Origin of the sequence: Vibrio sp. ED002, assembly GCF_023277445.1 — a bacterium.
Taxonomy (GTDB): Bacteria; Pseudomonadota; Gammaproteobacteria; order Enterobacterales; family Vibrionaceae; genus Vibrio; species Vibrio jasicida.
Genome location: NZ_CP080239.1, coordinates 431,981 through 451,431, shown reverse-complemented (window position 1 = coordinate 451,431; position 19,451 = coordinate 431,981). Strand labels below are relative to the sequence as shown.

The window sequence follows — 19,451 nt, the reverse complement described above, 5'->3', positions numbered from 1 at the left end:
AAAAAACCAGAGTGAAATCTCTGGCTTTTCGTTATTCACACCGTTCGAAGCACTCCCCTAATCGAAGTGCTCAATCAGGAAACAAAGTCGATTTTGGCCGTAAACCTTACACCATCATCCTCTAATTCAAACGGCCAACTCATGCGCTCACAGATGCGTTGCACAATCACAAGCCCACAGCCATAACCGGCATTGTAGGTCTCATTACCATCATGGCGATTCACAACCACCAATTGAGTGCTATTCAGTTCAATCTCGATGTCACCAACGCTGTAGCTGAATGCATTCTTAATCAGGTTATTGATCACAATGGTGATAAAACTCTCAGGCGCATGCACCACACCACTGTCTTTTTCACTTAACTGGTACTCTGCACCTTGTTTAGCAAACAGAGGAGCAAGCTCTTCTAGCTGTTGATTGAGGCAAATAATCAATTCATGGTCGCCGTAGTGCTGCGGCTCAACATTCTCTTTCCCTAACAGTAAGAAAGCTTCCGTTAGAACCCGCATTTCTTCACTGGCCAGTTGAAGACGCGCAATGGCTTTTTGCGCGACGCGTGGTTGATCTGGCACTCGGCTTAAAATATCTGCAGAGCCTTTTATTACCATGATGGGCGTTCGAAGTTCGTGTGATGCAAATCGGCTAAACTCTTGCTCTCGTCGGAAGTAACCTGCGATGTTGTTTTTACTGTCCAGCAAAGTTTGCTCAATATGTCGGGTTTCACTGAACTTAGTATCGACTTCAAACGCGGGTTGGTCCGGCGGCATACAGCCGATTTTGCCTTCAATTTTAGCCAGTGGACGAGAAAGAATTCGCACCATGTAAACACCGTAGCCAACCATGATGATGGAAAACAAGCCACCCAAGAAAAAAGTAAACTGATGCAACGAGCTTTCGTACTCATCCAGATAATCATCGGAATCATCTTGAAAGACGATGTACATCAATCCTTCACCAGATGGGTGCTCGAAGACAACAAAGTGCTTATCCTCTTCACCTAATAGGTATTCATAGAAGCCTGGAAACTTAAACGACAGCAACCAATCAGGTGTCGGAGCTTTGCTCCAGTAGGAATCAAACTCCATCACGTTTGGCAAAGGGGCATCCCAACCCTGCTTTTTGTAATTCTCTTTGTATAGAACCACTTCAGTATCGAGCCAGTGATGCAAGCTCAACACTTCCAGTTTGTTCTCTGCCACATAAATTAATGACCAAAACAACGTAAACATCGCAAACGTCATAAGGCCAAAACCCCAACGAATTTTGCGATAAATGCTTGGGTAATCTTTATGCTTTAAGTCGGTAACCTTGTCCATGAATGGTCTCTAATCTAGAATCATCAAACCCTTTGTCAAGTGCAGTTCTTAGCCCGTAAATATGACTACGCAACGCATCACTGCCCGGAGGTTCATCCCCCCAGACATCCTCAATAACTTCGGTTCGAGATACCGATGCCGGAGCCCGCTTTAATAACAGTTTTAAGATCTTAGTTTGAATACGACTCAGTTTGAGTGCTTTACCCATTCTTGTGACTTGGTCGGTACGCACATCCAAACTAATGTCGGCAAATTTGAGCGTGCCAACATCTTGTCTCGGGCCTCGATTTGCCAGTGCATGCACACGTAAACTCAACTCTTGCATTGCAAATGGCTTCATCAAATAGTCGTCACCCCCAGCTTGAAACGCGGCAACTTTGTCGTCTAACGTATCTTTGGCGGTTAAAAATAATATCGGCGTACCACATAGATACTCTTGACGCAGTTTATGGACGGTACTGATGCCATCAAGTTTCGGCATCATGATGTCCATAATGATCACATCATAATGATTTTCTTGAATTAAATTTAGCGCGGCCTCTCCATGATAAGCGCAATCTATCGTCATCCCTTCCAATTCCAGATAATCGGCAATAGTTTCTGAAACATTGTGATTATCATCGACAATTAATATTTTCATAGGCTCACGTTTCTTCACGAACACTTCACGATACGCATCATAAGATACAACCAAATTCATAAATAAGCTTTCAAAAACAGGTATAAATCATGAAAAAATTAGCGCTTGTAGCCGCAGTGGGCATGGCATTATCGGGTTGTGGTGGTTCTGGTGACGGTGGCAGCTCTTCACCTCAACCGGCAGCAAAACCAAGCTCAGCGATTGGTACGGTTGAGTCCGTAAACGAAGCGAAAAGCACCATTACAGTAAATGGCTACACCTACCGCGTTTCTGAAGTCATGTATGGTTCAAAAGAAACCAACCTTGGCGCCGTTCAGCCAAACATGATGGTTCAAGTGGGTTCTGGAACAGAAAAATCAACAGAGGAACCGGTTGTTGTTACGCTAGAACCGACCATGACTGGCACGGTGACCGCGATTGACCACATAAACAAAACGTTCACGGTAAACGGTGTTGAACTTCATTTTGAAGGTTTAAGTGATGAAATCGACCAAGGCGACTGGGTTATGGTGTCTTCACTACCAACCGCTGATGCGGGCTACAAAGTGCTATCCGTCGTTAAGTTTGATTTCGATTACAACGGTCCTGATGAAATTGAAGGTCGTATCTCAAGCATTGACACCAATAACGGTACATTCAAACTAGGTGCGAACGTCACAGTCTCTTATGACCGAGTTGATGGTTTGAGCGTTGGCGAATGGGTAGAAGCCGAAGGTACGATGCAAGGCGATGTTTTCATGGCTACAGAAGTTGAAGTCGAAAACTACGACAGCTTGATCGGTGATAACGACGTAGAAGGCATTGTTACTTGGGTCGCTAATGACTACAGCCAATTCTCACTAAACTACCGTGGTAACTTCGTTGTCGATAACGCGACCCGCTTTGAAGACGGGACTAAAACCGACTTGAAACAAGGCCAAGAAGTTGAAGTAACGTCTGTAATGAAAAATGGCGTTCGCACGGCGACCGAAGTCGAGATCGACGGCCCAGATTTTGATGGTGACCACGACAGTAACTGGCAAGGTAAAGAGTTTGAATGTGAAGGTGTGGTAACAAACTACAACGTAAACACGGAAACGTTCCAAGTTTCACGCTGTGAAAATGATGCAGACCAAGTCATGTCCAACAACACCGTTGTGATTGACGCTCAAACTCGCTTTGAAGGCTTAGAAAAGCACAATCTAAACGGCACTAAAGTCGAAATTGAAGGTGTGATCATCAACAACCAAAACGTAGCACGTGAAGTAGAAGCAGAAAGTCACGACGACTAACGTAATGTAAATACAAGCAAATATTTAAGAAGCATCACAATTTGATGCTTCTTTTCCTCCCGTATCGACTTTTCTTCTATCCTCTTTACAACAGATACGTATGACCAAATGAGGGATTAATAATGCGTAAAATAACACTGCCTCTAATGATGATTTTCAGCGCTTGTGCTTCAGCAAGCAGTTTTGCTGCAACAAAGGCTGATGCAACACCAGAGCGAGTTGAATCTTTTGAGTGCGCCGGTTTAGTAAACAGCTATAACGCAGACTCCCGAACGTTTGTTCTTGCTTGCCAAAACGAGCATGGGCCTGAATTTCAAACCAAAACCGTCGTGATTGATAGCAATACTCAACTCGAAGGAGTACAGGAAGCCAACCTAGATGGTGCAACGATTGAGGTTGATGGTGTGGTTGTAGGTGATCAAAATATCGCAAGAGAAATTGAGCTCGCGAACGACTAAACTTCCGAAATTACAACAGAAACCCACAAGTGTCGCTTTGGCGGCACTTTTCTTTTCCTGCAAATCAGAATCCCTCAGTTACACTTAATGCATGTTTACATAAATACGGTAACTGGAATGAAAATACGTAATCTGGCCCTCCTTCTTTTCTTGTTTGTTTCTACAGCCAGCTATGCAGGCGTAATGGACCCCGACTGTGATGCTGAAAAAGCCGCGAAAGCAACGGCAACCAAAGCGGTTGTTGGTGTTGGTGGTCGTTGTACCCCAAAAGAAGCGTTGAAAGATACCACCGTAGAAGCGGGCAAAGACGCTCTGCCAGATGAGGGGATTGCAGGTAAAGCAGTTGATGCTGCAATGCCAGAAAAAGAAAAGAAACCTCTTAAGAACACAACCAAGAAAATCATCACGGATTAATGCTGTGTTTCCGCGTACAAAAAGAGCGCCCAGATGGACGCTCTTTTGTTTTTCGCTCGAAATGCTTAAGCCGCTTCAGCTTGACCAATCCAATGGTAATGGTGATTCGCTTTCTTACCGACTAAACCAAGCTCAGCCAATTCTTCAAATACTTTATCAACTTCTTCTGCTGAAAGTCGGAACTGCTTCGCGACGGCTTTCTTAGTACATGTCACTTGATGCCCTTTTAGCGCATCACTCACTTGTTCTAATAACGTCTTTGGTTCTTCTGGCTCAATTGGCACAGACATTTCAGGTTGTTCTTCCTCTTTAATATGAGGTAAGTAACCCGCCGGTTCGAGTTCAATATCACGAACGTTCGCTAGCGTAATACCATCGTTTCTGCGGAAGTAATGACGGAAGCGGTTCTCTTCACCAATCAATCCAACGAAAAACGCTGCGAAGAAGTCCAACAAGATTGATAAGAAGACCACCAAACTCAGCTGCGCTTGAGACGATGTAGTACCGAATGCTTTCGCCAAGCTGTCAATCAAGCCGATCACCGAACCTTGCGCTACTGGCGGTAAGCTGTCGCGTTCCGTCGCTAGGCGTTGCTGTTCTTCACGCAATTTCTTGTTTTGCTCTTGAATACGAGAGACACCTGTCGCGATACGCTCCATTTCGATGTACTTTTGCGCCGCCATGTTGTTCAGTTCAATCTGTTTATCGATTGATGCAATCTGACGGTTGTAGGCTTCAACTTTTGCCTGCTCTACCGAGATATGGCTTTGTGCACTGTTGGTCGCACTGTTGATACCACCAATACTGCCACCAATAGAAATGGCAGCGAGAACCAAATAAAACACCAATGCCGTTAAGGCACCTGCGTAGTTGCGATGGGCACGACGCTCACCGTATTCATACCAAGCGTAAAATTTACCCGCTTCAAATATGATGGCCAAACCGCCAAATAGCGCCTGCATCATTGGGTTTTCATCAATCGACAAAAACAGTAAAAGAGAGAAAATAGTCGATGCTAAAATCGCTGCACCAGTAAACGCATACACGCTCACCATCGCAAAGCGACCTTTAGGATATCGATATCCGATCTGTTGTTCGTATTTCATTGGAGAAATTTCTTAAGATTCCGCAACCCTTATATGACGGGCGCTTCAGGCAACTACAAAGGTGCGGAGAATACCGTATCCTTTATTAAATTACTGTCATAATTCCGTTAATGGAAAACAAGTGAAGAATAGATAGTCACTTTGAATCGAATAAGCGCGATTTTAGCACGTAAAATCACCAATCAAATCCGCACCATTCAGCAAGCCAACAGGTTAAGCTGTGCTGTGAGCAACGCAATTTTAGATATTTATCTTTAGAACAATAATCCACAAAACAAATAAAACACACTCACATCACCTTTTTATAAACTACCAGTTACAATTTAACGCTCATTTGTTAGTATCCCGCGCCGAAACAATGAAGTATCGCGTCGTATGGAAACAGTCAAAATACAATCAGGAAAACCAACTGTAAGCGCAGTAGCGATAATCATCGCAGTGCTGTTTCAGTTGTACCTGACATCCACCGTCGCGCTCAACCCTACGCAAATTCACGGTGAAAACTGGCTCAACCAAGTACAAGATGAGAAGGTGCTACTGTGTACTGCAGATGGCTTTAAATGGGTCGATGTTAACGAGTTAATTCAAGCGAATGCACTTCCCAACTCAGACTTCATTCAAGATCTCAATCTGCACGACAGCATCCAATTTAAATGTCCGTTATTGCAAGCCGCTCAATTCTTTATCTCCGTTGCGTTAGGGCTCTTTCTTGCCACCATCTTTTGGCTGCGACGCCGCAAGCACACATTAATATCCTACGACTTCGCCCTATGTGGTCGACAAGTGTATAAACACGTCGCACCAAAACAATCACCACCTCGTGCTTTCCTTGCCTAATGCTCTGCATGTGGCGCACAACAATAACAATTAATCCGATCGAACAAACGATTCGGAGAAGCAAAATTTCAAAAGGAAAACACTAATGCTTAAAACAATGAAAACCACAGCCTTCGCTCTTATTGCTCTATTAGCGAGCCCACTGAGTCTCGCTCACGAATACGAAGCAGGCAAGATTCACATCGATCATCCTTGGAGTCGTGAAGCACCACCAAATGCGCCAGTAATTGGCGGTTTCTTCCAGCTAAGTAACCTAGATGATGCTGATGACGCGCTGATTGCAGCTTCAACACCGATTGCTGACCGTGTAGAGATTCATACTCACACCAAAGAAGACGGCATGATGAAGATGATTAAGATTGATGAAGTCGTGGTAGAGCCTCAGCAGAAAGTGGAATTCAAGCCAGGCAGCTTCCATCTCATGATCTTCAACCCAACCCAAACGCTAAAAGAAGGCGACCGTTTCCCTGTGACTTTGACGTTCAAAAAAGCAGGTAAAGTGGAAGTAGAAATGGCGGTTGAGAAAAAAGACCACATGGAAAAGCACACGCACCACCATTAATCGCTTAAACGAAAAGAGCCCGCGACTTCAGCGGGCTCTTTTGCTTTTGGTACTTAAGACTTTAATTATGTGTACTTGAGAGATTCCCTACTCGCTCGTGCCCCGCTCTAGGGAGTGACCCCATTTAGTCTTCTATCAAAGTTTGAGTGGCTTAGTGCTCAACACATCACCCTTCGTCACTGCGACGAGCCTAGGCGAGATCAGGAATCTATTAACAGCTAACTCAGTCTTACTTAAAGCAAACCTCTGCCCAGCGCGCTAGACCTGCGGTTACCGAACCAAAGTAGTTACCACTCACCACCGGAATATTTGGCAATACTGTCTGCACTGCATCACGCAAAATAGGTGAACGTGCCGAGCCGCCGGTCATAAAGATTGCATCCGGTTTTACGCCCGCTTGCTCTACCGCTTCTGTTACTAACGCTGTCATCTTATTCTTCGGTGATTCAATCGCTTCAATCATCTCATCACGTTGAACATCGACTTCAATCAACTCAGACAACAAGTTAATGCCCGCATGGTAAGACGCTTGTTCAGAAAGCGCGACTTTCGCCTCTTCCGCACGACGGACAATGTTATAACCCAGAGACTCATGGTAAACCTCTAACAAGCGAGCAAGCTTTTGTGGCTCTTGCGCTTGCTTGTGCAGAAGTTTCAACGCCGAAAGGTTCTCACGAGAATAAAAGTCACTCTGCGCTTCTACGTTGTTGATCGCAATTGGGTTCCAGAACTGTGTGGTTGGCATAACGATGCCCGACTCCATCTTGCTCTCCATACCAAATGGGAACATCAGTTGTTTGAACGCCAATGCAATATCCAAATCGTTACCACCGACACGCTGGCCACTGTGCGCCAACAGACTTGCTGTGCGATCCGCTTTACCACGCCAAGATGGTCCCATTTGAATCAAAGAACAGTCTGTCGTACCACCGCCAATATCGACCACCAGAATGGTTTTATCTTCCGTTAGCGTCGCTTCATATTCCAGACCCGCGGCAACAGGCTCAAATTGAAACTCAACATTTTGGAAGCCAGCACGTTTTGCTGCTCTTAAGAGAATACCTTCTGCTTGGATGTTCGCCGTTTCTCCTCCACGTCCGTGGAAATTGATAGGACGACCAATCACCGCATCAGTAATGATTTGCTGCGCATCGCTCTCAGCTTGCGACTTGATGTTGTCCATCATGGCGCACACTAGATCTTCAAAGAAACTTAACTGAACGTCACGCAGGCCAGATGCACCTAAGAAAGACTTCGGTGACTTCACATAGTAAATATCGCGAGGATCTTCTAAGTAACGATTCAGCGCTGCTTGTCCAAACGCCATATCTTCAGGCTCAAGTTCAATGCTCTCTTCGCGGTTGAAGTTTATAGCGCGACGCAGAACTTGCTCACCCACTTTATCAAAAGGCTTGATATTACGATGACGAAATAGGTGTTCAGACACCGATTCACGCGTTGGTGACGCAAGGGTGGAAGGAATGTAAGGGCTACTCCCCTCAAGATTAAGCAACTGAGGCTCACCTTGTTCCATTTTCGCCACCGAACAGTTTGCGGTGCCATAGTCAAAACCGATGTACATAAGTCCTCCCACTGACAAAAAAGGTCGGCAATCCTACCTCAACAGTCGTGGAAATTCTAGCGCAACAACTTGAATTGAATCTTGCTTTAGTCTTTCTCTACAGGCTCTTTTTTCATTGATGGCAGTACAAACGCAAGAAGCAACGCCAAAAGCAGAAATACCGGAGTGAGCGTAAGCCCATGCCAAATCGAGTATCCATCGTGGAAGAGCCAAAAAATGCCTACTGTAAGTAAGTATGCAAAATAGCTACAAAACACTAAGCTAATCGCTACGAAACGAGTGCGGTTAATGATGAGTATGCGCACCAAATATTGGCTCATGATTCCTGCGCAATGGACAGCAAGTTGCCAATTTATAATAAAGCACGCCAACGCGACAAACCCTGAAACCAACAGCGCATCATGCGTATTAACGATGAAATAGCTACCAAAACGACTCATGATGATGGGATAGTCACCTTCATAAATGATCGACCACGAAATCGCATTCGCAGCCGCAACGAAGTTAGCAAAATAGGCGATGGCATAAAAGGTAGTTTGAGAACTGAATGGTTGAAAGACTTCTGAACAATAGCCTTGCCACTCTTCTTGGTTAGCGGTTGGTCCGACCCAATTGCGTTTTTTACTTGGCACACGCTCGGCAAATGCAGGGCCATTACGAAACAACAGCCAAAAGATATACAGCGCTAGTGCCACCAAGAGTATTGTTAGCATCCCCTTTCCCCTCTAGAAATGTCCTTTCCACTGCCAATGGCGTTGGGGTCGTATACTGCACTTCCCTGATTTATATGCTAAATCTTGTTTTAATGCGTTGCTAAACATCAAATATAAGAACATACGATGATGACTCTTTTATCACTATCGTTATTTAGGTTTAGCACACGATGGACGGAATTGCTGAATCTGGGTAGGACGAACAAGGAGGGGAAACGTCGCCTACCCCGACGATTTACGCTTCGAGCTTTTCCTCAAATACTCCGAGTTCGCGCCCGAGCCAAATCGCATGTTCTGTGTGATCACGTAATTCGTTATCGCTGACTGGATGGATTAAGACAGAGAAGCCACCTCGAATGGTATCTAACCAAGCGATAAATTCCTCGCTCACGGATTCAACGTGCAGTTCAAACATTGGCATCTTATGGGGCCCAACCAATTTACACACTAACGGAAAAACGCGCAGCACGTCTTGGCGTTCTTGACGAATAATTTCATTCAAGGCTTGAGCTTTTTCCTGCTGCTGAAGCGGAAAATAAACATGAATGTGGTACATAACTTCTCCATGAGTATCACAGACTTTAATTATGGGTCACACTACATGCATTCCCCAACCTTGGGAAGTGACAAGTGACTCTATCTAGTCAAAGCGTGACGACGAGAATAACGTGTTACTGAATTATCACCTCAAAGTGCTTAAAAACCATTCAAGTTGTAAAATTTCACAGCGTAATTTTGTCGCAAATTTCTGGTCAAAGTCAGTGATTCCATTCAATTCTGAAAACGTACAATTCTTAAAACCAGTGTTTTATCCTATAAAAATACACTGTAAGCGAAATTTTACTGTGGATCATTGCGTAAATCAAAGCATAATTTAACATTTTGTTTACACTTACAGTATCTGGTTATATCAAGATTCATCACTGGATTAGGCGGTGTAAACAGCAGTATCAAGCGACGCCTTGTATTTTTCCAGAACACAGTTTTGTTAGAGAGACGAACGACAGATGCGTCAATAACTATCAAAAACAACTGCAATCCTAGGTATGACCTTTTGCGCTGATATCAAAGCCTGAGTACCCATACAGGCTGAGATCGAAATAATGAGCAGCTGCAGTCCAAAAGACCCGCAGCGTCAAAAGGAGCTTGAGATGAACGTTCAGGCATTACCCATGCATCGGTTTATCGACCATGATGGGAACCTCGTCAGCCAACTACCCAACTGGGCTGATCTTGAAACTTTGGTCGGATTTTACCAAGACATGGTATTAACCCGGACCTACGATAACAAAGCCGTTGCCCTGCAACGCACTGGGAAATTGGGCACCTACCCATCACACCTTGGCTCGGAAGCTGTTGGTATTGCTGTGGGCAGAGCGCTTAACACCACCGATGTTTTCGTGCCTTATTATCGTGATATGCCCGCCATGTGGTGCCGTGGCATAGGAATGGAAAAGAACCTGCAATATTGGGGAGGCGATGAACGCGGCAGCGACTTCGCGCCTGAAGGCAGTCCTTTTCCTAGTAAAGATCTCCCCTTCTGTGTCCCAATCGCAACTCAGTGTACCCATGCCGTTGGTGTTGCGGCGGCACTGAAAATCCAAGGCAATCACGATGCCGCTTTGGTGATGTGCGGCGATGGCGGCACTTCCAAAGGCGATTTCCTTGAATCCATTAATTGTGCAGGCGCTTGGAACATCCCATTAGTCTTTGTGGTGAACAATAACCAATGGGCGATCTCCGTACCACGCAGTTTGCAATGTGCCGCGGAATTTCTCTCAGAAAAAGCTAAAGGTGCTGGTATCCCCGGCATTACGGTGGATGGCAACGATGTCGTCGCGGTGTTTGATGCAACATTGAGCGCCCTTGAACGAGCGAGAAAAGGCAAAGGCGCAACGTTAATTGAAGCAGTAAGCTACCGTTTGAGCGACCACACCACCGCCGACGACGCGACCCGCTATCGTAACGAGGACGAGGTTCAAACGGCTTGGCAATATGAGCCTGTTCGTCGACTTAAAGCCTTTCTCACCAATCAAGGCGTTTGGAATAACGAGAAAGAGCAAGAGTGGCAAGCACATTGCAAAGAACAAGTTGAACTCGCCGTTGAGCGTTATCTCAACATGCCAAATCAAGCGCCTGAAACGGGCTTTGATTTCCTTTATGAATCCCTGCCCCAAGAGCTTCATGCGCAAAGGGATGAGCTAATCAATAAAGCAATGCGAATGCAGGGAGGGAAACATGACTGAACTCACGTTAGTTGAAGCAGTGAACCTCGCACTGCATCATGAAATGGAACACGACCCAAATGTCATCGTCCTTGGCGAAGATGTGGGTGATAACGGCGGTGTATTCCGCGCCACTGTAGGACTCAAACAAAAATACGGTCTTAAGCGCGTTATCGACACACCACTAGCTGAAGCACTTATTGGCGGAGTCACTGTCGGTATGGCAACGCAAGGTTTACGACCTGTAGCCGAGTTTCAATTCCAAGGCTTTGTCTTCCCTGCATTGGAGCATCTGATGTGTCATGCAGCGCGAATGCGTAACCGAACCCGTGGTCGACTCACCTGCCCTGCGGTATTCCGCGCGCCCTTTGGTGGCGGTATTCACGCACCAGAGCATCACTCCGAAAGCGTCGAAGCGTTATTTGCTCACACCGCAGGCTTTAAGGTTGTGATTCCTTCATCACCGCAACGCGCTTATGGTTTGCTCCTAGCAGCCATTCGAAGCAACGATCCGGTGATGTTCTTCGAGCCGAAACGTATCTATCGCACTGTGAAATCTGAAGTGGTGGATAACGGCGAAGCGCTACCTCTCGACACTTGTTTTACCCTTCGCAAAGGTCGCGACATTACGTTAGTGACTTGGGGAGCGTGTGTTGTCGAATCACTGCAAGCGGCTCAAACGCTGTCCAATCAAGGTATCGAAGTTGAGGTAATTGATTTAGCCAGCATCAAACCCATTGATACCGCGACCATCTTCCGTTCGCTAGAGAAAACCGGACGCCTCTTGGTGGTCCATGAAGCCAGCAAAACCTGTGGTGTCGGCTCAGAACTGCTAGCCAGAACCGCAGAACATGCGATGTGCCTACTCAAAGCGCCACCAAAACGCGTCACGGGCATGGATACCATCATGCCGTACTACCGCAACGAAGATTATTACATGATTCAGGAAGAAGACATTGTGCTCGCCGCGCGCGAACTCGTGGAGGATTGGAAATGAAGACGTTTAACTTACCCGATCTCGGCGAAGGTCTCGCTGAGTCAGAAATTGTGAAATGGCATATTAGTGTTGGCGATATGGTTAAGCTCGATCAAGTGGTGCTTACTGTCGAAACCGCAAAGGCGACCGTAGACGTCCCTGCGCCTTATGGTGGCCGCATCGTGAGCCGTCATGGTGAAGAAGGCGACGTAATCAACATTGGTGCTCTACTTCTGGAAATCGATGAAACGGGAGCAGAACAAACTGTCTCCGAGAAAAAACAAACTGCCGATGCTGCAACCGTGGTTGGTAATGTCTCCCAACATGCACACAGCGTGAATGTGGATGATTTCTGGATTGGTGGCGAACACAACCCATCACCGGATAATCTCATCACAGCACTTCCTTCTGCTCGCTTACTAGCGAAGAAACTGGGTGTGGATTTGGATTTGGTCAAAGGCAGTGGTCCGGACGGTTTGATTGTCGACGCCGACATTTACGACGAAGCCGGCAAACAACGCCCCGGTACAGAAGTACTCAAAGGCGCACGCCGAACCATGGTATCGACCATGGCGGAGTCCCATCACAATGTCGCGGCAGTGACAATTACTGAGGAAGCTGTCTTAGATGGCTGGAAGCAAGGCGAAGACATCAGTATTCGTCTGGTCCAAGCGATCGTGCATGCGTGTCAGGAAGAGCCGGCTATGAATGCATGGTTCGATGCCGAAACCATGACACGTTGTGTCCACAGCACGGTGAACATTGGTATCGCCGTAGACAGCCGACACGGCTTGTACGTGCCTGTTCTGCGACATGCCGACGAATATGAGCCTCAAGAAGTACGTCGTTGGTTAGACCAAACGGTGCAAGGCATACGTGAACGTAAGATCGGTCGTGAGCAGTTGCAGCACGCCACCATTACGCTTTCAAACTTTGGCGCAATTGCAGGCATTTACGCAACACCAGTGGTCACGCCGCCACAAGTCGCGATTGTCGGTGCAGGTCGAATCATTGAGAAGGTTGTAATTCGAGACGGGCAAGCTGTAGCAGTGAAAGCCATGCCGTTGTCGATTACGTTTGACCACCGTGCATGTACCGGCGGCGAAGCGGCAAGGTTCACAAAAGTGCTGGCAGAACACCTAAGAAAAGCGAGCGTTTAAGCAGCTTTTGCCATGAATAACAAAGGGCTTCCGATTTGAAGCCCTTTTGTTTTGAAGATGAATTTAAATGAGAGATTCCCTACTCGTTCATTCTTCACTCTAAGGAATGACGCAGTTTGGTTTTCACTCAGTAAAATCGTCCTAATAATATGATTTTTAATAAGAAACGCCAGCGCGTCATTCCAGCAAGCCTAAGCGCGACTAGGAATCTAATGGCAAAGTGCACTGAAAGGCTTTCATAGCGATATACCAACCGTGCACTTTGACAATAGATTCTGAATCACGCTCGTTCCTCGCTGTTCAGAATGACGACTTAAATTAGTGAGCAAGAATAAGATTCTCTACCCCCCTCATTCTTCGCTCTAGGGAATGAGGCGGTTTGGTTTGCACTCAGCAAAAAGCGACTTAAGAATTTGACTGTTAGCAAGAAACTCTAGCGCGTCATTCCAGCAAGCCTAGGCGCGACTAGGAATCTAAGCACAACGAACACCGAAGGTCTTTCGTAGTAAGAACCCACAGCGCACTTTAATAGCGGATTCTGAATCGCGCTCGTTCCTCGCTGTTCAGAATGACGACTTAAAGTAGTGAGCAAGAAGGGATTCCCTACTCACTCATTCTTCGCTCTAGGGAATGACGCCCGACAAATACCGAACTTAAACCTTCTCCAATAATTCCGGCATAATCTCAAACAAATCACCTACCAAACCATAGTCTGCGACTTGGAAGATTGGCGCTTCAGGATCACTGTTGATCGCCACAATCACCTTGGAATCTTTCATCCCTGCTAAATGTTGAATTGCACCGGAAATACCCACAGCAATGTACAGTTGAGGCGCGACAATCTTACCCGTTTGCCCAACTTGCAAATCGTTAGACACAAAGCCAGCATCTACCGCAGCACGTGATGCACCAATTGCCCCACCAAGCTTGTCGGCAAGTTGTTCCACCAGCGCGAAATTCTCTTTGCTGCCTAATCCACGACCACCAGAGACCACGACGTTTGCCGCCGGTAGTTCTGGTCTTTCGCTTTCCGCTTTTTGTTGTGAAACGAACTCGCTGTGCTCGGCCTTAATGACCGTTTCTAACGTCACGACATTCTCGACTACTGCAGAATCAAGCACAGTAATTGCGTCAAACGCTGAGCTCCGAATCGTCATCACTTTGGTTGTATCGTCCGAGCGAACTCTGGCTAACGCATTACCGGCATAGATGGGGCGAATAACCGTATCGAGCGATTCAATCGCAATCACATCTGACAGTTGCCCTACATCCAGTAAGGCTGCGACACGGGGCATCAAGTTCTTACCGAAGGTACTCGCGGGAGCTAGGATATGCGAATAATCCCGACCAACTTCGGCAATCAAAGTAGATAGATTTTCTGCCAGTGCATGCTGATATTCAGCAGCATCAATCGCAATGATCTGTGAGATACCTTGCACACACTTCAACTCATTCAATACTGAGCTGCACTGATGTCCGACTAACAAGGCGGTGACAGGCAAAGAGGCACCGTATTGTTGAATCTGAGAAGCCGCGCTCAACGCACGTAATGTATCCGCTGAAAGTGATTGGTTATCGTGCTCCACCACGACCAAGGTTGCTAACGGTTTGTTTTCCATGGTTATGCCTCCTAAATCACTTTCGCTTCATTTTTGAGCTTGTCGACTAACTCGCTCACACTGCCAACCATCTCACCGGCTTTACGGGCAGGCGGCGTCATGACTTCCAGCACTTGCTGAGAGTGCTCAACACTCACACCAAAGAAGTCTGGCGTCATTACCGATAGCGGCTTCTTCTTCGCTTTCATGATATTCGGTAGCGAGGCGTAACGCGGTTCATTCAAACGTAAATCCGTACTGATGATCGCAGGCAAATCCAGTTTGAGCGTCTCTAAGCCACCGTCGATCTCTCGCGTAACCAGAACCGTTTCCCCTTCTACTTTCACTTCCGAAGCAAATGTCCCCTGCGGACGATTCGTCAGTGCCGCCATCATTTGCGCGACTTGGTTGTTATCCGTATCGATTGACTGTTTACCCAGAAGCACCAATTGAGCCTGCTCTTGCTCCATCACAGCTTTGAGTAACTTCGCGACCGCAAGCGGTTCTGGTGACTGTTCAACATCAATATGAATCGCACGATCCGCACCTAATGCGAGCGCTGAGCGCAATTGTTCCTGACAACTGGCGTCACCAATCGACACCACTAACACCTCTTCTGCTACCCCAGCTTCTTTAAGGCGAACAGCCTCTTCCACCGCAATTTCACAGAATGGGTTCATCGTCATTTTCACGTTGTTGGTTTCCACACCGGAACCATCAGATTTCACTCTTACTTTAACGTAAGGGTCAATTACACGTTTAATCGCAACCAGTACTTTCACATTCCCTCCTAGCAGATCGCAAAGCGATACGCGTCCTAGCAATTGGGTCATGCGTGACAAAGATTGGTGTTAAAGCTCAGCTTTTTCATTACCTTGCTAACAAAAAATGCATTGTGACATTGTCACTCAAAATCTTTATCACGCCCTATGACGTTACCATTTGAGCTTAGTTTAGTTTACGTTTACGTCAACTGGACTATAGTTCTTTATACGAGCACTGCGTAATAGAAGAAGCACCTGAAACACAAAGAAAGGTTTCGCATAAAGGAAGCAAGAAGATGGAAAGAGAATGCATGGAATTTGATGTTGTGATTGTTGGCGCCGGACCTGCAGGTTTGAGTGCAGCATGCCGCTTAGCGCAACTCAACCAAGAACGTGAGGGTGAGCCGCTGTCTATTTGTGTGGTAGAAAAAGGCTCAGAAGTTGGCGCACATATCTTATCTGGTGCGGTATTCGAAACACGTGCATTAGACGAGCTTTTTCCTGATTGGCAAAGCATGGGCGCGCCTCTTTCCGCCGCTGTAAAAAACGATGCCTTCTTGTACCTAACCACAGAACTTAATCACATTCGTGTTCCCCACTTTCTTACCCCTAACCCAATGCACAATGATGAAAACAACTACGTCATCAGTTTGGCGAACTTGTGTCGTTGGTTAGCAGAACAAGCTGAATCGCTTGGTGTAGAGGTCTATCCCGGTTTCGCCGCATCCACGATTAACTACGACGCATTTGGCGCTGTTACAGGGGTAAACACCAACGACATGGGTTTGGACAAGAAAGGAGAAGCCAAACCCAACTTTGAAGCCGGTATTGAGTTAAAAGCCAAATACACAGTATTCGCCGAGGGGTGCCGAGGTCATCTTGGTAAAGAGCTCATCCAACGATTTGGTTTAGACGACGATAAACAACCGCAACATTATGCGCTCGGGCTTAAAGAGATTTGGGAGTTACCTGTCGATGCCAAAGATCAATCAGGCAACGTGATTCATTCTGCAGGTTATCCCCTGAGTGAATCCAACACCACGGGTGGCGGTTTTCTCTATCACATGGAGAACAACCAAATCGCCGTTGGGCTTATTGTCGACTTGAATTACAGCAATCCTTACTTGAGTCCGTTTGACGAATTTCAACGCTTTAAGCACCACCCTGCAATCGAACAACATTTGAAAGGCGCTCAACGTATCGCTTATGGCGCAAGAGCCATTGCAAAAGGTGGGTTGTCTTCTCTGCCGAAACAGCAATTTCCCGGCGGTCTGTTGATCGGCTGTGATGCAGGTACCTTGAACGTCGCTAAGATCAAAGGCAGCCATACTGCGATGAAATCCGGTTTGTTAGCCGCAGAAGCCATTGCCGAAGCATTCACACAATCCAATTCGGAACCGGATTACCAAACCAAGTTTGAAGATTCATGGTTGTATGAAGAACTCAGTGACACACGTAACTTTAGTGCAAACATTCACAAATTCGGCAGCGTACTCGGCGGCGCACTTTCCACCTTCGAACACAATCTGTGGCAACCTCTGGTTAAGAAACCAATACCGTGGACGATCACTGATCCTTCGCACGATCATGAACAGCTGAAACCAATTGATGAGTGCCAACCTATTCAATACTCGAAACCAGATGGTGTAATCAGCTTCGATAAACCCTCATCAGTATTTTTGTCTGGTACACAGCATGAAGAAAATCAGCCTTGCCACTTGCAACTCGCCTATCCTCATATTCCGATTCAAGTCCATTTGAAGAAGTTTGATGAGCCAAGCCAGCGCTACTGCCCTGCTGGCGTGTATGAAGTGGTAGAAGTAGAAGGCGAGCGAACATTTCAAATTAATGCCGCAAACTGTGTGCATTGCAAAACCTGTGACATCAAAGATCCTTCGCAAAACATCACATGGAAAGCACCTGAGGGTGGCGGCGGACCAAGCTATCAAAACATGTAGCACTTATAATGTGATGGTGATTCGCTATCACGCCTCTTTTATCTGAACAATTGATAATTTAAATCCATCAAAAATCTAACAAATCAATCACGTGTACTATGCTTAGTTTGCCAATTAACTAAGCAGTTCACGGTCAATTTGCATCAATCACAACAAAAGAAATGAATTCTACTTATTGTCCAGGAGGACTCGATGAAGAGGATATTGAGGAAGTTTCTCGTATTGATGAGCGCGGTCGCGCCTGTCAGTCTGTTGGCAGCAGATAAACCCAACATTTTAGTATTTTGGGGCGACGATGTTGGTGTTTACAACATTAGCGCTTATCACAATGGCATGATGGGCGGTCGTACACCAAACATCGACACCATTGCCAATGAAGGTGCCATTTTTACGGATGCTTACGCGCAACAAAGTTGTACTGCGGGTCGTGCATCGTTCATTCTCGGTCAGCACCCATTCCGTACAGGCTTACTTACGATTGGTATGCCTGGAGCAAAAGAAGGGATTCAAGCCAAAGACCCAACCATTGCTGAGCTACTGAAAAACCACGGCTACGTTGCGGGTCAGTTTGGTAAAAACCACCTAGGAGACCAAGACGAGCACTTACCTACTAACCACGGTTTTGATGAATTCTTCGGTAACCTCTACCACTTAAATGCTGAAGAGGAACCAGAATCAGAGTTCTACCCTAAAGATCCTGAGTTCCGTAAAAAATTCGGTCCTCGCGGTGTTCTTAAATCCACCGCTGACGGAAAAATTGAAGACACAGGCCCACTCACCCGTAAGCGTATGGAAAACGTTGACCAAGAGTTTATGGAAGCCAGTCTTGCCTTCATGGAAAAAGCCGTGAAAGACGACAAACCTTTCTTCATTTGGCACAACTCGACGCGAATGCACGTTTGGACACACCTAAGTGAAGAATACAAAGGGAAATCTGGTTATGGCCTTTATGCCGACGGCATGATGGATCTGGACGATCAAGTTGGCGTGATGCTTAAGAAGCTTGACGAACTGGGCGTAGCCGACAATACCATCGTGATTTTCAGTACCGATAACGGTGCAGAGAAATTCACATGGCCAGATGGTGGTACAACACCATTTAAAGGCGAGAAAGGTACAACTTGGGAAGGCGGCTTCCGCGTACCTATGATGGTTCGCTGGCCGGGTCAAATCAAACCGGGTACGGTCATCAACGACATTTTCTCTCAAGAAGACTGGATGCCAACGCTATTGGCCGCCGTGGGTGAGCCAGACGTAAAAGAGAAGCTACTTAAAGGTCATAAAGCCAATAACAAAACCTTTAAAGCGCACCTCGATGGCTATAACCAGTTAGACCTACTTACCGGTAAAACAGATACTGGTGCTCGTAATGAAATCTTCTACTTTGATGCCGGCGGCCACTTAAACGCTCTGCGTTATAAAGATTGGAAGATTCACTTCACCATCATGGAAGGGGCCATCAACGAGGCTTATCGTAAAACGCCAAGCTGGCCGTTGATCGTTAACCTACGTATGGACCCATTTGAAGTAGGACCAGACTCAGCGCTTTATGTCCGACACTTCTACGCAGACCAAATGTGGATGTTTGTCCCAGCGCAGGCTATCGTTCGAAAATTCCTTGAAACCTTTAAAGAGTTCCCTGCAACCAAAGGCAGCTCTTTGAGTATCGAGCAAGTCGTGGATGCCATGACGCAACCACAACGGAATTAATGTTTAACACTTAGTTTGATAAAGCACTAAGCCTACGGAGTACGGATATTATCGCTGGTATCTGTACTCCGTATTTTTATGTCTCAAGCCCTTATACCTCATCTCTAAGAGTCGCATAACCGACGTTCATCACGGTCGGATACTTTTAGAAAAAAGCAGAT

18 protein-coding genes are annotated in these 19,451 nt (G+C 46.3%); 10 read left to right on the top strand and 8 right to left on the bottom strand.

Going from position 1 to position 19,451, the window contains the following annotated elements; all coding sequences use genetic code 11:
• Positions 1-74 precede the first annotated feature (74 nt).
• Both ITG12_RS18810 and ITG12_RS18805 read right to left on the bottom strand, forming a co-directional pair.
• Positions 75-1,316 (bottom strand): HAMP domain-containing sensor histidine kinase, encoded by a 1,242-nt coding sequence (locus ITG12_RS18810; RefSeq protein WP_038877127.1) that lies wholly within the window; start codon positions 1,314-1,316, stop codon positions 75-77.
• On the bottom strand, positions 1,288-1,956 hold the full coding sequence (locus ITG12_RS18805) for a response regulator transcription factor (RefSeq protein WP_038873507.1): 669 nt from the start codon (positions 1,954-1,956) through the stop codon (positions 1,288-1,290). The genes ITG12_RS18810 and ITG12_RS18805 overlap by 29 nt, the downstream gene beginning before the upstream one ends.
• An 89-nt stretch (positions 1,957-2,045) precedes the next feature.
• On the opposite strand from ITG12_RS18805, the gene ITG12_RS18800 reads away from it, so the two are divergent.
• From ITG12_RS18800 to ITG12_RS18790, 3 genes are all read left to right on the top strand, one after another.
• Positions 2,046-3,227 carry a DUF5666 domain-containing protein gene (locus tag ITG12_RS18800; RefSeq protein WP_248874722.1) on the top strand — a complete coding sequence of 394 codons (1,182 nt, stop codon included), beginning with the start codon at positions 2,046-2,048 and terminating at the stop codon, positions 3,225-3,227.
• A gap of 122 nt (positions 3,228-3,349) precedes the next feature.
• Positions 3,350-3,685 carry a hypothetical protein gene (locus ITG12_RS18795; RefSeq protein WP_038877131.1) on the top strand — a complete coding sequence of 112 codons (336 nt, stop codon included), beginning with the start codon at positions 3,350-3,352 and terminating at the stop codon, positions 3,683-3,685.
• 117 nt (positions 3,686-3,802) lie between these two features.
• Positions 3,803-4,099: a hypothetical protein gene (locus tag ITG12_RS18790; protein ID WP_038877133.1), complete on the top strand. Its 297-nt coding sequence runs from the start codon at positions 3,803-3,805 to the stop codon at positions 4,097-4,099.
• A gap of 65 nt (positions 4,100-4,164) precedes the next feature.
• Here the strand turns inward: ITG12_RS18790 and ITG12_RS18785 are convergent, their stop codons facing one another.
• Positions 4,165-5,205, bottom strand: coding sequence for a hypothetical protein (locus tag ITG12_RS18785; RefSeq protein WP_038877135.1), 1,041 nt, complete (start codon positions 5,203-5,205; stop codon positions 4,165-4,167).
• Between the two features lie 375 nt (positions 5,206-5,580).
• Between ITG12_RS18785 and ITG12_RS18780 the strand changes: the two genes are divergently transcribed.
• Positions 5,581-6,042: a hypothetical protein gene (locus ITG12_RS18780; RefSeq protein ID WP_038877137.1), complete on the top strand. Its 462-nt coding sequence runs from the start codon at positions 5,581-5,583 to the stop codon at positions 6,040-6,042.
• An 85-nt stretch (positions 6,043-6,127) separates the two neighbouring features.
• Positions 6,128-6,604, top strand: a complete 477-nt coding sequence (locus tag ITG12_RS18775) for a copper chaperone PCu(A)C (RefSeq protein WP_038877139.1) — start codon at positions 6,128-6,130, stop codon at positions 6,602-6,604.
• 229 nt (positions 6,605-6,833) lie between these two features.
• On the opposite strand, the gene yegD is transcribed toward ITG12_RS18775, so the two are convergent.
• The 3 genes from yegD to ITG12_RS18760 form a co-directional block, all read right to left on the bottom strand.
• Entirely contained in the window at positions 6,834-8,186 is a 1,353-nt protein-coding gene (yegD, locus tag ITG12_RS18770; protein WP_038877141.1) for a molecular chaperone, read from the bottom strand.
• An 86-nt stretch (positions 8,187-8,272) separates the two neighbouring features.
• The gene (locus ITG12_RS18765) at positions 8,273-8,899 is read right to left on the bottom strand and encodes a hypothetical protein (protein ID WP_038873467.1); all 627 of its coding nucleotides are present in this window, start codon (positions 8,897-8,899) and stop codon (positions 8,273-8,275) included.
• Positions 8,900-9,134: 235 nt separating this feature from the next.
• Positions 9,135-9,455 (bottom strand): DOPA 4,5-dioxygenase family protein, encoded by a 321-nt coding sequence (locus ITG12_RS18760; RefSeq protein ID WP_038873466.1) that lies wholly within the window; start codon positions 9,453-9,455, stop codon positions 9,135-9,137.
• A 595-nt stretch (positions 9,456-10,050) separates the two neighbouring features.
• Here ITG12_RS18760 and pdhA point away from each other — a divergent pair.
• From pdhA to ITG12_RS18745, 3 genes are read left to right on the top strand one after another with little or no spacing between them, the layout of a single operon-like run.
• Positions 10,051-11,145 carry a pyruvate dehydrogenase (acetyl-transferring) E1 component subunit alpha gene (gene pdhA, locus ITG12_RS18755; protein ID WP_038877143.1) on the top strand — a complete coding sequence of 365 codons (1,095 nt, stop codon included), beginning with the start codon at positions 10,051-10,053 and terminating at the stop codon, positions 11,143-11,145.
• The gene (locus ITG12_RS18750; protein WP_038873460.1) at positions 11,138-12,121 is read left to right on the top strand and encodes an alpha-ketoacid dehydrogenase subunit beta; all 984 of its coding nucleotides are present in this window, start codon (positions 11,138-11,140) and stop codon (positions 12,119-12,121) included. The genes pdhA and ITG12_RS18750 overlap by 8 nt, the downstream gene beginning before the upstream one ends.
• On the top strand, positions 12,118-13,260 hold the full coding sequence (locus ITG12_RS18745; RefSeq protein ID WP_038877145.1) for a dihydrolipoamide acetyltransferase family protein: 1,143 nt from the start codon (positions 12,118-12,120) through the stop codon (positions 13,258-13,260). The genes ITG12_RS18750 and ITG12_RS18745 overlap by 4 nt, the downstream gene beginning before the upstream one ends.
• 653 nt (positions 13,261-13,913) lie before the next feature.
• Here the strand turns inward: ITG12_RS18745 and ITG12_RS18740 are convergent.
• Together ITG12_RS18740 and ITG12_RS18735 are read right to left on the bottom strand one after the other, a co-directional pair.
• Entirely contained in the window at positions 13,914-14,879 is a 966-nt protein-coding gene (locus ITG12_RS18740) for an FAD-binding protein (protein ID WP_248874720.1), read from the bottom strand.
• A gap of 11 nt (positions 14,880-14,890) precedes the next feature.
• Positions 14,891-15,640: an electron transfer flavoprotein subunit beta/FixA family protein gene (locus ITG12_RS18735; RefSeq protein WP_038877151.1), complete on the bottom strand. Its 750-nt coding sequence runs from the start codon at positions 15,638-15,640 to the stop codon at positions 14,891-14,893.
• 278 nt (positions 15,641-15,918) lie between these two features.
• On the opposite strand from ITG12_RS18735, the gene ITG12_RS18730 reads away from it, so the two are divergent.
• The gene (locus ITG12_RS18730; protein WP_081634937.1) at positions 15,919-17,580 is read left to right on the top strand and encodes an electron transfer flavoprotein-ubiquinone oxidoreductase; all 1,662 of its coding nucleotides are present in this window, start codon (positions 15,919-15,921) and stop codon (positions 17,578-17,580) included.
• A gap of 192 nt (positions 17,581-17,772) precedes the next feature.
• Positions 17,773-19,290: an arylsulfatase gene (locus ITG12_RS18725; protein WP_038877155.1), complete on the top strand. Its 1,518-nt coding sequence runs from the start codon at positions 17,773-17,775 to the stop codon at positions 19,288-19,290.
• Positions 19,291-19,451: the final 161 nt, after the last annotated feature.

Bases quoted from the DNA above. Each gene is read 5' to 3' on its own strand.
- ITG12_RS18810 (WP_038877127.1), bottom strand. From the start codon at position 1,316: ATGGACAAGGTTACCGACTTAAAGCATAAAGATTACCCAAGCATTTAT.
- ITG12_RS18805 (WP_038873507.1), bottom strand. From the start codon at position 1,956: ATGAAAATATTAATTGTCGATGATAATCACAATGTTTCAGAAACTATT.
- ITG12_RS18800 (WP_248874722.1), top strand. From the start codon at position 2,046: ATGAAAAAATTAGCGCTTGTAGCCGCAGTGGGCATGGCATTATCGGGT.
- ITG12_RS18795 (WP_038877131.1), top strand. From the start codon at position 3,350: ATGCGTAAAATAACACTGCCTCTAATGATGATTTTCAGCGCTTGTGCT.
- ITG12_RS18790 (WP_038877133.1), top strand. From the start codon at position 3,803: ATGAAAATACGTAATCTGGCCCTCCTTCTTTTCTTGTTTGTTTCTACA.
- ITG12_RS18785 (WP_038877135.1), bottom strand. From the start codon at position 5,205: ATGAAATACGAACAACAGATCGGATATCGATATCCTAAAGGTCGCTTT.
- ITG12_RS18780 (WP_038877137.1), top strand. From the start codon at position 5,581: ATGGAAACAGTCAAAATACAATCAGGAAAACCAACTGTAAGCGCAGTA.
- ITG12_RS18775 (WP_038877139.1), top strand. From the start codon at position 6,128: ATGCTTAAAACAATGAAAACCACAGCCTTCGCTCTTATTGCTCTATTA.
- yegD (WP_038877141.1), bottom strand. From the start codon at position 8,186: ATGTACATCGGTTTTGACTATGGCACCGCAAACTGTTCGGTGGCGAAA.
- ITG12_RS18765 (WP_038873467.1), bottom strand. From the start codon at position 8,899: ATGCTAACAATACTCTTGGTGGCACTAGCGCTGTATATCTTTTGGCTG.
- ITG12_RS18760 (WP_038873466.1), bottom strand. From the start codon at position 9,455: ATGTACCACATTCATGTTTATTTTCCGCTTCAGCAGCAGGAAAAAGCT.
- pdhA (WP_038877143.1), top strand. From the start codon at position 10,051: ATGAACGTTCAGGCATTACCCATGCATCGGTTTATCGACCATGATGGG.
- ITG12_RS18750 (WP_038873460.1), top strand. From the start codon at position 11,138: ATGACTGAACTCACGTTAGTTGAAGCAGTGAACCTCGCACTGCATCAT.
- ITG12_RS18745 (WP_038877145.1), top strand. From the start codon at position 12,118: ATGAAGACGTTTAACTTACCCGATCTCGGCGAAGGTCTCGCTGAGTCA.
- ITG12_RS18740 (WP_248874720.1), bottom strand. From the start codon at position 14,879: ATGGAAAACAAACCGTTAGCAACCTTGGTCGTGGTGGAGCACGATAAC.
- ITG12_RS18730 (WP_081634937.1), top strand. From the start codon at position 15,919: ATGGAAAGAGAATGCATGGAATTTGATGTTGTGATTGTTGGCGCCGGA.
- ITG12_RS18725 (WP_038877155.1), top strand. From the start codon at position 17,773: ATGAAGAGGATATTGAGGAAGTTTCTCGTATTGATGAGCGCGGTCGCG.